The following is a 15,883-nucleotide window of genomic DNA, read 5'->3' on the forward strand; positions in this document are numbered from 1 at the left end:
TTTTAAGCTAAAGTGATCTAAAGTGTTTAACATGAAAAACTTCTGTGACTTTTGTGGTAAAAAAGAAAACCGCTCCAAAAATGGAACGGTTTCTCAATTTATTTAAAAGTTCAGCTTACGCTAAAACTTCTTTTACTTTGTTGGCAGCTTCTTCTAAAGTAATTGCTGAATGTACAGGAAGACCTGAATCATCAATTAATTTTTTAGCTTCTACAGCGTTAGTTCCCTGTAATCTTACGATCAATGGAACAGGAAGGCTTCCCATAGCTCTGTAAGCATCTACAACTCCCTGAGCAACTCTATCACATCTTACGATACCACCGAAGATGTTGATAAGGATAGCTTTTACGTTAGGATCTCTCAGGATGATCCCGAAAGCTGTTTGAACTCTCTGAGCATCAGCAGTACCACCTACGTCAAGGAAGTTAGCAGGGTTACCACCGGATAATTTGATGATATCCATTGTTGCCATGGCAAGACCAGCACCGTTTACCATACAAGCAACGTTACCGTCAAGTTTCACGAAGTTAAGACCAGCTTCACCAGCTTCAACGTCCATTGGATCTTCTTCTCTTGTATCTCTTAATTCAGCTAGGTCTTTGTGACGGAACAATGAGTTGTCATCCAAAGTTACTTTAGCGTCAACAGCGATAATTTTGTTATCAGAAGTTTTTAATACAGGGTTGATTTCAAAAAGAGAAGCATCAATTCCAGTATAAGCATTGTAAAGAGATGCAATGAATTTTGTGAATTCTTTGAAAGCATTTCCTTCAAGACCAAGATTGAAAGCGATTTTTCTGGCCTGGAATCCTTGAAGACCTAAAGCAGGATCAATAATTTCCTTGTGGATCAAATGAGGAGTTACTTCAGCAACATGCTCAATATCCATCCCTCCTTCAGTAGAATATACAATCGTATTTTTACCTTCAGCTCTGTCTAAAAGAATAGAAACATAAAATTCTTTAGTTTCAGATTCTCCAGGATAATAAACGTCTTCTGCAACCAAAACAGAGTGTACTTTTTTACCTTCAGCAGAAGTTTGTGGAGTTACCAACTGCATTCCGATGATGTTCTGTGCATTTTCTTTAAGCTTATCCATGTTTGGAGAGAACTTAACACCACCACCTTTACCACGTCCACCTGCGTGGATCTGTGCTTTTACTACCCAAGCCTGAGCTCCGGTTTCAGCAGTAAGCTTTTCTGCAGCTGCTACAGCTTCGTCTACATTATTCGCTACGAAACCGCGTTGGATAGCTACTCCATACTTTGATAAAATCTCTTTTGATTGATACTCGTGAAGATTCATATTATTTTATTATTTTATTTTAAAATTTAAAGGTTGACAAATTTACTAAAAAGACATGGAAGTTCAAGTTTATTGACTTAAAAATTAAAGTGCAGTGAACTTGATTTTTAACATGTCTATCAAATTTGCTCTATTCTTCGGACAATTTCTCAGACTGTGAACCGATGAATGGGATTTTCGGAGCCAGAAAATAACCTGTCAGACTGGCAAAAAGTATCGGAACGAAATAAGTAAAGCCGGTTAAGGTTCCCAGAATAATCGTGGTACTCATTGGTGTTCTTGTTACACAGGCATTAATTGCCGCCATACAGCTTACAATGGCTAAAGTAGTGTCAACCGAAGGAAACAGCTGATGAATAATCAGCCCTAAAGTGGTGCCTACAAAAAACAGCGGGATAATGAAACCTCCTCTCCATCCTGAAGTCACGGTAACCGCAATGGCTATGATTTTAAAAACCAGAATGACGATCAAAAAATTCAGGGCAAAATTCCCGTTGATCAGTTCGTTGATCTCATGATGTCCGAAGTATCTTGTGATTGGAAAATTATAGGCAATAATCCCTAAAATAATTCCGCCAACCAATGTTTTTATATAAATCGGAAACGACCTGTATTCAAAAACTTTTTTGAAAAATTTTACAACGAAAATAAAGATCCATCCGAAAACTGTAGCCACCACCCCGAATAAAAAGGCATAGATAAAATCATATACTCCTGAATAATGATAGGCTTTCAGATCCCAAGTTGCCCCTATTCCTAAATGAATAATCAGAGCGAACATCACATAACTGAAACAGCTCGCCACTAAAGCAGGAATAATAGCTTTATAATATTCCACTGCATGTTTGTGATGCAAAATTTCAAGGGAAAAAAGGCTTCCTCCAAGCGGAGCCCCGAATAAAGCGGTAAAGCCTGAAGCCATTCCAGCAATACTCAAAGAACGCAGCTCTTCTCCTTTCAGCCTGAAAATTTTCCCAAGCCAGGTTCCGGTAGAACCTGTTACCTGAACCAAAGGTGCTTCAGGACCTAAACTTCCACCCGATGCCACACAAAAAAGGGATGACAAAATCATGGAAGGATTATTTTTCGGCTCTAATTTTCCTTTATTAAACCTGATATTATTAACGATCAGATGGATTTCCCCGGGATCTCCGAAGAAATGGATCACAAGTCCTGCCAGCAAACCGCAGACAGCCATGGTAGGGATAACCATCCAGCCCTGAAACTCAGCTAAAAATTCAGTAAAATGTTCTAATACGATCCAGTAACCTCCTGCAATAGCCCCTCCCACAAGACCTGTGAAAGCCCACATAAAAAAAGTCCGGCTGAATACAAAAGGATTGAATCTTATGGGTTGATCCAGAAGATTCAATGTTTTGATTAACCGTCTTCTTCTATTGATCTTCATTCTTAAATTCTGTTTTTAGCAAAATAAAGAATAAGCATTCCCCAGCTCAGGATCATAAAAAGACCTCCCAGCGGAGTAACGGGTCCTAAAAATTTAAGGTTTGCTCCCAGGTAATCCTGCAGGCTAAGGAAATAAATACTGAAAGAAAATAACATGGTTCCCACAATCATCAAAATGGAAGTCCATTTTTCAGACGAAGTTTCAAATTTTAAAATATATCCGATGATCAGTAAGAAAAATGCAGCATACATCTGGTATCTCACTCCTGTTTCAAAGCTTTCAAGTCTTTCTACAGACAATATTTTTTTTAAAGCATGTGCTCCGAAGGCGCCCAGAATAACAGACAGCATTCCATACGCAGCACCAAAAATTAAAGTAATTGTTTTCATTTTTATAATTCTTCTAATTCTAGATTTAAATATTTTTTTGTTTTGTAATCCCGCCAGGTTCCGGTAATCTTGCTGCCCTTTTTATTCGCTTCAATAAAAGCTCTTGGAATCCATTTTTCCAATTCTTCATCATAATGGTCATTCTCCGTAATGGAAATATGATCTCCCTGAATCTTTCCGTTCCATTCTATCAGTTTTTTATTTTTATCATACCAATACATAGCGGAAAAAGCATTTTCTCCATTATCCGTGTAAAGATGTTTGATCAGAACCGTAATGGGGTATTTATCAATTTTTCCTTTCAACAGCTTATACTGAAAACTTGTTGTATCAGTTTTTTCAGAACCTGACAGAAGATTTTTTGCGTAAGGACTCCAATATTTTTCTAGGTCTTTATAAGAAATTTCAATGATGTGACTTCCCAGATCATCCAATGCTCTCATCGCATGATTGGAACATCTTCCGGCAACAAAAGTCAATTGATCCTTTCCAAAATAGAATTCAATGTATTCCAGGGTATTTTCTAAAAAACAGTCTTCATACATTGCAATCTGCTCCTGAATTTCTTCTGTAGGATTTTTATCGGCTTTCAACTCTTTAAGAAAATCATCAACTCTTTTCCTGATTCTCTGATTGATTAAGCTTTCAATCGTTTTAACAGCATTGGGTTGAAATAAATCGGGACAATTAATAAAATTTCCTGTTCTGAGATCAAAATTAATCCATTTGGAAAAACCTTCCGGATAAGCTCCCGAAGCCTCGCCATCTATACCAATACTTAAAATATTTTTAGGGGTTTCTAATTTTTCCCAACTGTAAAAATAGAGATAATTGGTATAGGAATTGGTCGCAGTGGCAGCCTTTTTAAAAGGATCAAGGCCTGAATTCGGCACATATTCCAGTTCATTAACCTGCAGAAAGGTATTGATTTTATGTTCAACCAAAGGATTTCCGGGATAGGAAACAACCGGAAAAACAGTATCTTCAGATTTCGGCTGCAAATCACTGATCTTTACATTTTTCTGCTGAGAAAAACTTAAACCAGAAATCAACAGGAAGAATACTATTTTCTTTCTCATTATTTTGAATGAATGTAGATTAAAATCAGTTTTGCCACCAACGTCGAAATTCCTAATATAATAAAGATATTAGAAAGCTTTTTAGAATTTCTAAAGCCCGGTGACGTCGTTTTCTTCAGGAAGATTCCGAAGATGATAAATACTATAGGTAGGATAATCTGCAGCATTATTGAGCTCTTAATCTGTTCAATTCATGAATAACCTCATGATGGCTTACCGTTTTGTCTTTAAAATAGTTCACAAAATGCTGTTTTTCCTCTTCTGTAGCACCCATTTGGTTTAGAATATTCAACAGGTGCATCTTCATATGCCCTTTCTGGATACCGGTTGTCACTAAAGAACGGAGAGCGCCAAAATTCTGAGCAAGTCCGGAAACAGCCAGAATACTCATTAATTCCTGCGCAGATGGTTTCCCAAGCAATGCCAAGGAGAATTTTACTAATGGGTGAAGATTGGTCAAACCTCCCACTACTCCTACAGAAATCGGAAGATCGATCCAGAATCTGAAAATTCCGTTGTCCGTTGTACAGTGCGTAAGAGATCTGTATTGTCCGTCTCTCGCGGCGTAGGCATGAGCACAGGCTTCTGTTGCTCTGAAGTCATTTCCTGTAGCGATTACTACTGCATCCACTCCATTCATCACGCCCTTATTGTGTGTGGTTGCGCGGAAAGGCTCTATTTCAGCAATGGTAACAGCCTGTTTGAATTTTCTTGCAAATTCTTCATTCGAAATTCCACTGTCATCCTTTAAATCATCAATCTTACATGAAACCTCAGCTCTTACGAGACAGTCCGGTGTAAAGTTGGAAAGAATATTCATCACAATCTGAAGCGAGTTTTTCTCTTCCTGTGTGAAATCTTCACTCGTTGCAATCTCCTGCTTCATTGTTTTTCCGAACTGCTCAAGACACGAATTGATAAAATTCGCACCCATGGAATCTACTGTGTCAAAGCTTGCTTTAAGCTGGTAATAATCCGGCATTTCGGAGGTTTTATCAATTAATTTGATATCCAGAATTCCACCACCTCGTTTTCTCATGTTGGCGGTAATATCTTCTGTAGCTTCAAACAGTTTTTTCTTTAATTTGAAATTAAAGAAATGCAGAAGTTTATGAGATTCTACATTAAAGATAAAGTGGGTATGCCCTAATTTTTCATTGTTAATAATGGTTGTTTTAAAACCACCTTTATCAATCCAGAATTTTGCAGCTTTTGAAGCAGCCGCCACTACTGAACTTTCTTCAACGGCCATTGGAAGGGCGAATAATTTCCCGTCAATTAAGAAATTGGGGGCAATTCCGTACGGCATATAGAAATTGGAGATCGTATTTTCAGAAAACTCTTCATGAAGTTTCTGAAGATCAGCATTTTCGTTCCAGTATTGTTTTAATATATTTTGATATTCTTCGTTTCCTTCAAGGTATTCGCTGACAAGCCAATCGATTTTCCCCTGCTTTGTAAGTTTAGAGAAACCTTCTACCGGTTTATGATTCATAGCATAAATTTAATAAGTGTAAAGATAGTAATTTTGAAAGTCTCCATTGTTGATAACTTCCAGAGAAAAAGATTGACATTTATCAATTTTGGAACTACTTTTGAACAAAGTTTAGATACAAATTATAACATCCTTCCGAAAAATGAATTTTGAACGCCTGAAAGAAAAACTCGAAATCCTTGCGGATGCAGCAAAATATGACGTTTCCTGCTCATCCAGCGGAGGAACGCGAAAGAATAAAAAAGGCGCCTTGGGAGACAGTTCCGTAAGCGGGATCTGCCATACCTATACAGAAGACGGACGGTGTGTTTCCCTGCTCAAAATCCTGTTGACCAATCATTGCATTTACGATTGTGCCTACTGCGTATCCAGAAGTTCCAATGATATTAAAAGAGCCGCTTTCACCGTGGAAGAGGTAACAGACCTGACCATTAATTTTTACCGCAGAAATTATATTGAAGGACTGTTTTTAAGCTCTGGAATCTTTAAAAATGCAGATACGACGATGGAACGTCTGGTAAGGGTGGCAAAAAAATTACGTTTAGAAGAAAATTTTAACGGCTATATTCATTTGAAATCTATTCCGGGAGCAAGTGATGAGCTGATGCAGGAAGCCGCTCTTTATGCAGACAGGTTATCCATTAACCTTGAAATTCCTACAGAAAGCGGGTTGAAATTGTTAGCACCTGAAAAAAACCGACAGGATATGCTTAATCCTATGAAATATATTCAGAATGGAATTGCGCAATATAAGGATGAAAAGAAAATTTTCAGAAAGGTTCCTAAGTTTGCTCCGGCAGGACAGTCTACACAAATGATCGTGGGGGCAACCAATGAAAATGATTTGCAGATTATAAAGGTTGCTGATCATTTTTATAAAAATTTCAATCTGAAAAGGGTTTATTATTCCGGTTATGTTCCTGTTCTGGAAGATAAAAGACTGCCTTCTCTGACTACAGAAGTTCCGATGCTTCGTGAAAACCGCTTGTATCAGTCGGATTGGCTGATGCGCTTTTACGGTTTTAAGGCTGAGGAAATTTTAGACCCGCATATGCCGTTTTTAGACCTTGAAGTTGATCCTAAATTGAGCTGGGCCTTGAGACATCTGCATCAATTTCCTGTTAATTTACAGACTGCAGATTATCAGATGATTTTAAGAATTCCTGGAATTGGCGTGAAAACTGCGCAGAAAATTGTGAGTGCAAGGCGTTTTCAGGTTTTAAATATGGACCATCTGAAAAGACTGGGAGCTGCGGTCAACAGAGCAAAGTATTTCATTGACTTTAACGCCGGAAATGCTTATCTAAAATATTTAACGGATAAAAATTTCAGAAAGCTGCTTGTGGGTGGAAGCTCTTCTAAGTTTCACAATCAGTTTTCACAGCAGCTGAGTCTGTTTTGATTTTAAACACCAATTACAAGAATTGTTTCACGAACTTCACTAATCATTCTAAGACTAACATATCAACTCACTCTAAAACTCCAAAACCTTATAACTCTCTAAATTAACATGACCACTCTACTCTATGACGGCAGTTTCGACGGACTTTTTACAGCAGTATTTGAAGTTTTCGAATACCGGTATAAAGAGGTGGAAATAGTGAGCAAGGAGAGATTTCATCAGGAAAATATCTTTGCTGAAATTCATGAAGTCATTACTCAGAATGATAAGGCTGAACGGGTTTTAAGCAAACTGGAACAACATATTGGACAGTCAGGAATACATGAGTTATTAAAAGTTTATTTATCAGAAGATCCTGAATCGGAACGTCTTATTTTATCAGCCGTAAAACAGTCTGTAAAACATCCTGATGAAAATATTCTGCAAAATTATGCTGACAGCGATATTTTAAAAATTTCAAAAATTTGTAAATCGGTAAGCCGGGAAAGGCACAGAATGACTGCTTTTGTGAGATTTGAGAAAATGCAGGATGGCGTTTTCTTTGCGAAGATAGATCCTGATTTTGATGTTCTTCCGCTTATCCGTAAACATTTTAAAGACCGGTATCAGGATCAGAAATGGATGATCTATGATTTGAGAAGGAATTATGGAATTTTATACAATCTGGAAAGCTGCGATTTCTTTTATCCGGAAGAAAAGCTGGATTTACATGAGTACCAGCAGAAGTTTCATGATGATGAAAACAACTATCAAAAGCTATGGCAGCGGTATTTTACAAAGACCAATATTGTGGAAAGAAAGAATTTGAAACTGCACGTTCAGCATGTTCCAAAAAGATATTGGAAGTATCTGACGGAAAAGTGGTGATGTGGATTTACTGTGATAACATTCTCATAGACTGAGCTAGTGGTGATCAAAATATAACATTTATACTATTATGTAAAAAGTTATTTAGCGAAGTATTTACTTGGATGCTATTTGTTCATATGCTTTCCAATTTTTTTCGATAAAATATTTCACGTTGCCACAGTTTTAATGTAAATTCTTCAGAAACAAAAACAGCGAGGGATTTTTAAGCTTACAAATTTTAGACGATTTTAATTATTTATATTCAAAACTCTTCTCAACTTACTGCCATTATCTGAACTTGTTTTTGTAAATTTGTGTTCGAAATTTTTTACTAGATGAAAGAGAGTGCTGTAAAAAAAATTGCAGTTCTTACTTCAGGAGGTGACTCTCCGGGTATGAATGCAGCATTAAGAGCAGTCGTTAGAACTGCAAACTATTATAATATCGAATGCTACGGAGTAAGGGAAGGCTATAACGGACTCATCCATGATGATTTCCTGAAAATGGGCCCCCGTTCCGTAAAAAATATAATCAACCAGGGCGGAACGATTCTCAAATCCGCCAGATCTGTAGAATTCAGAACTCCTGAAGGACGTCAGAAAGCTTACAACAACTGTGTGAAACATGGTGTGGATGCATTGGTGTGCATTGGAGGTGACGGAACTTTTACCGGAGCAAAGATCTTCAACGAAGAATTCGGGATCAGGGTAATTGGTGTACCGGGGACTATTGACAATGATATTTTCGGAACGGATAACACCATCGGCTACGATACGGCTTTAAACACTGCTATGGAAGCTATCGATAAGATCCGTGATACGGCAACATCCCACAACCGAGTTTTCTTTGTAGAGGTAATGGGCCGTGATGCAGGTTTCATCGCTTTAAACAGTGGGCTGGCTACCGGTGCTCTGGATATTCTTATTCCTGAGAAGAAAGATAGCATGGAAGATCTTTTTGCCAATTTCAGAAAAGCTGAAAAAACAGGAAAAGCATCAAGCATCGTTGTAGTAGCGGAAGGTGAAAAGCTTGGGAATATCTACGAGCTTTCTAAACAGACCAAAGAGGAATTCCCTGATTACGATATCCGTGTAACCATCTTAGGACATATCCAAAGAGGTGGTTCTCCAAGCTGTGCAGACAGGGTTCTGGCAAGCAGGCTGGGTTATGGTGCCGTAGTGGGACTTATGGAAGGAAAAACAAATGTAATGGCCGGAATGCGTTCCAACGATATGGTGTACACACCGATCGAAGAAGCCATTAAAAAACATAATGAAATCAATAAAGATCTTTTACTGATTTCTGAAATTTTAGCAATCTAATTATTTTTTTATAATCTAAAACAAACTATTATGTCAACAATCAAAGTAGGTATCAACGGTTTTGGTAGAATTGGACGTCTTGTTTTCAGAGCAATGACTGAAAGAGATAACATTGAAGTAGTAGGAATCAATGACCTAATCAACGCAGAATACATGGCTTACATGTTAAAATATGATTCTGTACACGGTATCTTCCCGGGAGAAGTTTCTGTAGAAGGAAATGATCTTGTAGTAAACGGAAAAAGAATCAGAGTAACTGCTGAGAAAGATCCTAACAACCTAAAATGGAATGAGATCGGTGCAGACTATATCGTAGAATCTACAGGTCTTTTCTTATCTAAGGACTCTGCTCAGGCTCACATTAATGCCGGTGCTAAAAAAGTAATCCTTTCTGCTCCATCTAAAGACGACACTCCGATGTTCGTAATGGGTGTGAACCACAAAGAACTTACTGACGATATCAAAATTTTATCTAACGCGTCTTGTACTACCAACTGTTTAGCTCCTTTAGCTAAAGTAATCCACGATAACTTCGGGATCGTTGAAGGTCTTATGACTACGGTACACGCTACAACGGCAACTCAGAAAACAGTTGACGGTCCTTCAATGAAAGACTGGAGAGGTGGTAGAGCTGCTCTTAACAACATTATCCCTTCTTCTACAGGTGCTGCTAAAGCGGTAGGAAAAGTAATCCCTTCATTAAACGGAAAATTAACAGGTATGTCTTTCAGAGTACCAACTGTTGACGTTTCTGTAGTAGATTTAACAGTGAGAATTGAAAAAGCTGCTTCTTATGAAGAAATCTGTTCAGTAATTAAAGCTGCTTCTGAAGGTGAATTGAAAGGAATCTTAGGATACACTGAAGATGCAGTAGTTTCTCAGGACTTCGTAGGAGATAAGAGAACTTCTATCTTCGATAAAGATGCCGGTATCATGCTTTCTCCAAACTTTGTAAAACTTGTTTCATGGTATGATAACGAAATGGGTTATTCTAACAAGTTGGTAGATATGCTTGTACACGCTGCTTCTTTATCATAAATAATGAGCAATTAGCAATAAATAATGAAAACCTTCCCGATGGGAAGGTTTTTTTGTTTTTATGACTTTATCAAATTATTACTTGGCTACAAATGGATTTTTATCAAACCTAAAAGATATTCCTACAAAAGGATTCACTCTGTACTGCATTTTATTCAGATTATCCGATGTCACTGAGGTGTCGATTGCCTGTCCCACTGTATAATCTGTATTAGGACGGTTTTGCTTGTGCACGGCAATACCTGCTGTTAGAATAATATTTTGTCCAATTCCCAGCGCACCACCGGCAAAAACAGACAACTCTTCAAAATCAAAGCCTAAACCACCTGTAAATCCGGGAGAAAAATTTCGCTGGTTATTCATAAAGGTAAACATAATGCTAGGCGTAAGATCCATCATTTTCCCATCCTTGTTTTCTGCTACTACATTATTTACAGAAGTAAACCTTGAGCGGCTTGTGAGAAAAACAGCATTTGCTCCGAAGGAAGTCGTCCATTTCCAGTCAGATTCACTTTTTATAATATACTTCCTTATTTTCTCTTCCCCTGTTACCCCAACAAAGAGAATATACTGAGTGTTGCTTCTAAAAATCAATTCTGCAATTACGTCACTTTCACCATGCAAGCTTTTAGTACTGTCTTTTTGCTTTGTCTCCATTTTCAATGGTTCATACTCAATAGCTTTCTTTCTAATGACCAGACTTTTCAGCTGCGAGGATGGTATATATAATTTATAATTTCCTTTTTCAACAAGCATTTCCACGCTGTCGATTTCAACAGACAGATCAATAGTAATCGTTCTATTGATTTCCTTTTTACTGTTCTCTCCAATTTCCTTTCTTACTTCGACTTTTATTTGTGCAAAAAAAATTGAGGGCATAAAAATTACAAAAGCAAGAATTTTTAATAAATAAGTTTTCATGGCTATTAGTTTTCTACAAAGTTTAAAATTCCATGAATACAAGTAAATTACCCGTTCGGGTGATTTTGAGTATCAAAAAGAGCAATGTTTGATGGAATATATTACAAAAGAAAAAGCCTCTCCAGCAACGAGAGGCTATTAGTTTATCATTTTCAAACAACTAAAAAAGAAAAGAGTAAACTGTTTTTATAACATTCATTAATTAACTTCGAATAAACAGTGTATAGAATTTAATGCTCCGAGACTTACTATTTTCCTAATTAAAATAAATTATGGAAAAAAATAAATCATAAAACAAAACGGAACAAAAAAATTGAGCCGCCATGGTTATTAGCTAGTACAAAGTTTAGCATTTTATCAGTGTAAAAAAATCCCCCTTTTGTGGTATTTTGTAAGTATTTTAGTTATTTTAGCTAAAACTAATTATTCATGGAAAGCTCAGAAAAAAAACATCCTCTCATAGAAGTCTGGAATACATACCCCGGCGTCAGAAGAGACAGGAAGATCCTGGATAAACCACCTATAGAGCGCATCATTAGTGAAATGTTTGCTATAGGAGAATTTTATTATTATGCACTGAATCTTACAAACAGTACACTTTCTCACCATCATGAGAACATTCTGAAGCTTCATGGTCTTTCATCATACCCGGAAAATTTGAAAGATGTTATTGACCTTACCCATCCTGATGATATAGAATTTGTAATGAAAGCCGAACAGGTCCTTATTAACAAAATGACAGAGATCGGTCTGGAGCATCAACTCTACATTAAGGGCAGCTATTGTTTCAGAATGAAAACAGCAGAAGGGAATTATGAGTTGTTCCATCATCAGTCCATTATCACCCTGGAGGATGAAACCGGAATTCCTGTGCAGGCTATAAACATTCACACCAACATTCATCATATTACAAAAGAAAATCCTTATACCGTTTTGGTTTCGGGTATAGGTCCCAGAAATGATTTTCACCAGGTGAAGCTGGATTCCTTTTCGAAACCGGAGAATTTTTCTGAGCATTTAACGAAAAGAGAAATGGAGATTCTTGCCTTTATCACCAAAGGATATTCCGGACCCGAAATAGCCCAGGCACTAATCTTGTCTGAACATACAGTCCGTACACACAGAAAAAATATTTTACGGAAAACAGGTTCCAGAAACAGCAAAGAACTTGTAAAAAAAGCCTTTGAAAGAGGACTTATTTAATATCTTCAACTCTTAATAAGGACTGACAAATCTCACCAGGAAATTTCGGTGTAAAACTTGTATTTTTATAGTAATAGTAATGGAAAATATGATTATACAGCCGCGTTTTAAAGATTCGCCTCACTTCAAGCATTTCTGGGAAAAGGGAAACGGAAAACAACTCATCGACTTTTCAGGAGCTGAAGTGAGTTTTAGGAACTTTGAAAGGTTTTCACGCTATTTTTATCATGTGGATGAGGTGGGAGATGAAGTGGTAAAAGATGTTTATTTTACCAAAAAATTTCATGAAGCCTCAAGAGAAATTGAAGGCTATATACGAAATGGAGTCTCCGAAACGGACGACGTTCCTGAAAGCGTAAAAAAACTTTTCAGCCAAACCCAGAAGATTCCCGACTGGCTTGATTTCAACCTGCTGAAAAGCGGCGCAGAACTCTGTATGAGAGGCAACATTGACTCGCTCATCTCATTAAGAGATTACTGCCTGATTGGCGGTTATGATTATGCCTATCTTAATAAGCCTCTCACAGCCACAGAGGCGTTGAAAAAAGGTGCTGTAAAACGTCTTTCAGAAACACTGGACTTTTGGGTCAACGCAACGCGGTATGATGCACTTGAAATTCATGCGAAGGGTTATGAATTTGCTATTAAGACCCGCCTGATCCATTCTTACGCAAGACTTTCGATAAAGAAACATTATAAGCAATGGGATACTGAAAATTGGGGCAAACCGATCAACTCATGGGATATGATGGCTACTTATATAGGGTTTAGTCTTGTTTTTCTTCATAGCCTTCAAAAACTTGGAAATACTTTTTCGGAAGAAGAGGAAAAAGGAATTTTTCATTTGTGGAAATATGTCGGATACTTACTTGGAATTCCTGAGCAGCTTCTTCCCGACAGTAAAAAACAGGCAACAGAATATTTTTATCTGTGGACTTCTGTACAGCCGCCATCAGATAAAGATTCTATTTTGCTGGCTCATTCTTTACTGAATGAATCTCTGGAAAATCCAATCTTAAAATTCAAATTTCAAAGGAAAAATCTGAGATACCTGCATATTTGCTGCACATGGTTTCTACTGGATGACGAGGTATGTAAAAGACTGCAGATCCCTGAGGTTTCCAACCGGAAAATGTTTCCTAAAACCAAAATGATCATCAACAAAATTTATGATAACCTGATAAGCCGGGACATAAGAATAAAAAAGGGAAATAAAGATCAGATGAAAGTGCTGGAAGACTATCTTAGAGTTACTAAAAATTCAAATTTTCATTAAAAGAATACTGAACTGCAAGTACATTAAACGGAAAAAAAATATTTTTATGTTTTGAATCATAAAACTCTGCATTCCATTCGTAATGAATAACATCAGTCTCAAAAAATTATTATTATTTAACGCTAAAAACCGTTTTTCACACTAAATAATATTAGTTTTTGACATTAAAATTCCGTAATTTTGAACAATTATTTTAACAACAGATGAGCAACATAGACGATAAGAAAAAAGCACTTGCATTAGTGCTTGACAAGCTAGATAAAACATACGGAAAAGGAACTGTAATGACATTAGGTGACAGTACGATTGATACTACCATTGAAGTTATTCCTTCCGGATCTTTGGGATTAGACATCGCTCTGGGAGTAGGTGGATATCCAAGAGGAAGAATCATTGAGATCTACGGACCTGAATCTTCCGGTAAAACAACTTTAACGCTTCATGCTATTGCAGAAGCTCAAAAAGCAGGGGGAATTGCCGCATTTATTGATGCAGAGCACGCTTTTGACAGAGGTTATGCAGGGAAACTGGGAATTGATCTTGAAAATTTAATCATTTCTCAGCCTGACAACGGTGAGCAGGCTCTGGAAATCGCTGATAACCTGATCCGTTCGGGAGCGATTGACATTGTGGTTATTGACTCTGTAGCAGCCCTTACTCCAAAAGCGGAAATTGAAGGGGAAATGGGAGATTCTAAAATGGGGCTTCATGCAAGATTGATGTCTCAGGCATTGAGAAAACTGACGGCTACCATTTCAAGAACGAAATGTACCGTAATTTTCATCAACCAATTGAGAGAAAAAATCGGTGTGATGTTTGGAAATCCTGAAACCACTACTGGGGGTAATGCATTGAAATTCTACGCTTCCGTAAGAGTAGATATCAGAAAAGCAAGTGCGCCTATTAAAAATGGCGATGAAGCTATCGGAAGCCGTGTAAAAGTGAAGATCGTAAAAAATAAAGTAGCACCTCCTTTCAAGCAGGCTGAATTCGATATTATGTACGGTGAGGGAGTTTCCAAAACAGGAGAAATTCTTGATCAGGCTGTAGAACAGGGAATTGTAAAGAAAAGCGGTTCTTGGTTCAGCTATGAGGAGACAAAGCTTGGTCAGGGGCGTGATGCGGTGAAGGATGTTTTAAAAGACAATCCTGAGCTTGCTGAAGAATTGGAAAACAAGATCAAGGAAGAATTGAAAAACAAGAAATAATTAATAGAAAACGGTCTGAAATTCAGATCGTTTTTCTTTTTAACTTTATACGCCTGCCAAAACACATTGAAATAAATGATTACTGATTATAAAAAAATTGATCTGTTCGGGAAGACATTCATTCAGAAAGTAGATGTAATATCTCCTTTTGAATTTACTTTCCCGGTTGCTGAGCAGGCCTGCTTTTTATATATGCTGACAGGTGAGATACAATATCAGTTTAATGATATTCATACCGATATTCCTACCAGACATTCGTTATTACTCAACTGTATCAATTCCGGAAATCATATCCATAATTCAAATGCTGACAGCAAGGGCGAAGTTGTGATTGTAACCTTCCATCCGGATATATTAAAGAAAATTTACGAAAGAGAGCTTCCTGTCCTACTCCAGCCAGGCAACAAAGCAACCAACCAGTTGAGTGGAAAAATCAACAATGATTTCCTGATTCATAAATATATTGAAGGACTGCTTTTCTATTTTGAGAATCCGGCTTTGATCAATGAAGAGATCCTGATCCTGAAACTAAAGGAAATCATTCTTCTGCTGTCACAGACACAAGAGGCAGAAACCATACAGGCCATATTATCCCAGCTTTTCTCACCCACATCTTATACGTTCAGGCAAATTATAGAAAACAACTTATTTTCACCGGTAAGTATTGAAGAATTGGCCCATAAAACCAATTTAAGCATTTCTTCTTTTAAGAGAGAGTTTAAAAAGTTATATAATAATTCTCCCGCCAGTTACATTAAAACCAAAAGACTGGAAAGAGCTGCTGAATTATTACTGCTTTCCGATGAACGTGTCTCCAATATTGCTTTTGAATGCGGATTTAATGACTTAGCCAATTTTACCAAAAGCTTTCATGACAAATACAATACTTCTCCCACAAATTACCGCTCGAAGGTAAATAAGGAAGATTAAACTTTTTTATCAAAACCGACTTTCCACATATTTTATAAAGTTTTTTGAACCAAACAG

Annotated in this window: 14 protein-coding genes; 8 read left to right on the plus strand and 6 right to left on the minus strand. The window is 37.2% G+C overall.

Features of this window, described 5'->3' with window-relative positions; genetic code table 11:
• Positions 1 to 115 precede the first annotated feature (115 nt).
• The 5 genes from sucC to DRF61_RS06240 form a co-directional block, all read right to left on the minus strand.
• Complete coding sequence (gene sucC / locus DRF61_RS06220; protein WP_111955165.1) at positions 116 to 1,306, minus strand: ADP-forming succinate--CoA ligase subunit beta; 1,191 nt, start codon at positions 1,304 to 1,306, stop codon at positions 116 to 118.
• A 130-nt stretch (positions 1,307 to 1,436) separates the two neighbouring features.
• Positions 1,437 to 2,714, minus strand: coding sequence for a chloride channel protein (locus tag DRF61_RS06225; RefSeq protein WP_111955167.1), 1,278 nt, complete (start codon positions 2,712 to 2,714; stop codon positions 1,437 to 1,439).
• A 2-nt stretch (positions 2,715 to 2,716) separates the two neighbouring features.
• Complete coding sequence (locus tag DRF61_RS06230) at positions 2,717 to 3,103, minus strand: DUF423 domain-containing protein (protein ID WP_111955169.1); 387 nt, start codon at positions 3,101 to 3,103, stop codon at positions 2,717 to 2,719.
• Positions 3,104 to 3,105: 2 nt separating this feature from the next.
• The gene (locus DRF61_RS06235; protein ID WP_111955171.1) at positions 3,106 to 4,182 is read right to left on the minus strand and encodes a hypothetical protein; all 1,077 of its coding nucleotides are present in this window, start codon (positions 4,180 to 4,182) and stop codon (positions 3,106 to 3,108) included.
• A gap of 166 nt (positions 4,183 to 4,348) precedes the next feature.
• On the minus strand, positions 4,349 to 5,677 hold the full coding sequence (locus tag DRF61_RS06240) for a hydroxymethylglutaryl-CoA reductase, degradative (protein WP_111955173.1): 1,329 nt from the start codon (positions 5,675 to 5,677) through the stop codon (positions 4,349 to 4,351).
• A 142-nt stretch (positions 5,678 to 5,819) separates the two neighbouring features.
• On the opposite strand from DRF61_RS06240, the gene DRF61_RS06245 reads away from it, so the two are divergent.
• The 4 genes from DRF61_RS06245 to gap all read left to right on the plus strand — a co-directional run bounded on the left by DRF61_RS06245 (position 5,820) and on the right by gap (position 10,288).
• Complete coding sequence (locus tag DRF61_RS06245) at positions 5,820 to 7,079, plus strand: putative DNA modification/repair radical SAM protein (RefSeq protein WP_111955175.1); 1,260 nt, start codon at positions 5,820 to 5,822, stop codon at positions 7,077 to 7,079.
• A 108-nt stretch (positions 7,080 to 7,187) separates the two neighbouring features.
• Positions 7,188 to 7,946 carry a TIGR03915 family putative DNA repair protein gene (locus tag DRF61_RS06250; RefSeq protein ID WP_111955177.1) on the plus strand — a complete coding sequence of 253 codons (759 nt, stop codon included), beginning with the start codon at positions 7,188 to 7,190 and terminating at the stop codon, positions 7,944 to 7,946.
• 317 nt (positions 7,947 to 8,263) lie between these two features.
• A complete protein-coding gene (pfkA, locus tag DRF61_RS06255; protein WP_111955179.1) occupies positions 8,264 to 9,250 on the plus strand; it encodes a 6-phosphofructokinase in 987 nt (328 codons plus the stop codon).
• A 30-nt stretch (positions 9,251 to 9,280) separates the two neighbouring features.
• Positions 9,281 to 10,288, plus strand: a complete 1,008-nt coding sequence (gap, locus tag DRF61_RS06260) for a type I glyceraldehyde-3-phosphate dehydrogenase (RefSeq protein ID WP_111955181.1) — start codon at positions 9,281 to 9,283, stop codon at positions 10,286 to 10,288.
• 78 nt (positions 10,289 to 10,366) lie between these two features.
• On the opposite strand, the gene DRF61_RS06265 is transcribed toward gap, so the two are convergent.
• Positions 10,367 to 11,209, minus strand: coding sequence for a hypothetical protein (locus tag DRF61_RS06265; protein ID WP_111955183.1), 843 nt, complete (start codon positions 11,207 to 11,209; stop codon positions 10,367 to 10,369).
• Between the two features lie 429 nt (positions 11,210 to 11,638).
• On the opposite strand from DRF61_RS06265, the gene DRF61_RS06270 reads away from it, so the two are divergent.
• The 4 genes from DRF61_RS06270 (at position 11,639) to DRF61_RS06285 (ending at position 15,826) form a co-directional block, all read left to right on the plus strand.
• Positions 11,639 to 12,412 (plus strand): LuxR C-terminal-related transcriptional regulator, encoded by a 774-nt coding sequence (locus DRF61_RS06270; protein WP_111955185.1) that lies wholly within the window; start codon positions 11,639 to 11,641, stop codon positions 12,410 to 12,412.
• A gap of 88 nt (positions 12,413 to 12,500) precedes the next feature.
• Entirely contained in the window at positions 12,501 to 13,688 is a 1,188-nt protein-coding gene (locus tag DRF61_RS06275) for an oxygenase MpaB family protein (RefSeq protein ID WP_167409403.1), read from the plus strand.
• A gap of 203 nt (positions 13,689 to 13,891) precedes the next feature.
• On the plus strand, positions 13,892 to 14,896 hold the full coding sequence (gene recA, locus DRF61_RS06280; RefSeq protein WP_111955189.1) for a recombinase RecA: 1,005 nt from the start codon (positions 13,892 to 13,894) through the stop codon (positions 14,894 to 14,896).
• A 75-nt stretch (positions 14,897 to 14,971) separates the two neighbouring features.
• On the plus strand, positions 14,972 to 15,826 hold the full coding sequence (locus DRF61_RS06285; protein WP_111955191.1) for a helix-turn-helix domain-containing protein: 855 nt from the start codon (positions 14,972 to 14,974) through the stop codon (positions 15,824 to 15,826).
• Positions 15,827 to 15,883: the final 57 nt, after the last annotated feature.

The organism is Chryseobacterium lathyri (genome assembly GCF_003290185.1).
Taxonomy (GTDB): domain Bacteria; phylum Bacteroidota; class Bacteroidia; order Flavobacteriales; family Weeksellaceae; genus Chryseobacterium; species Chryseobacterium lathyri.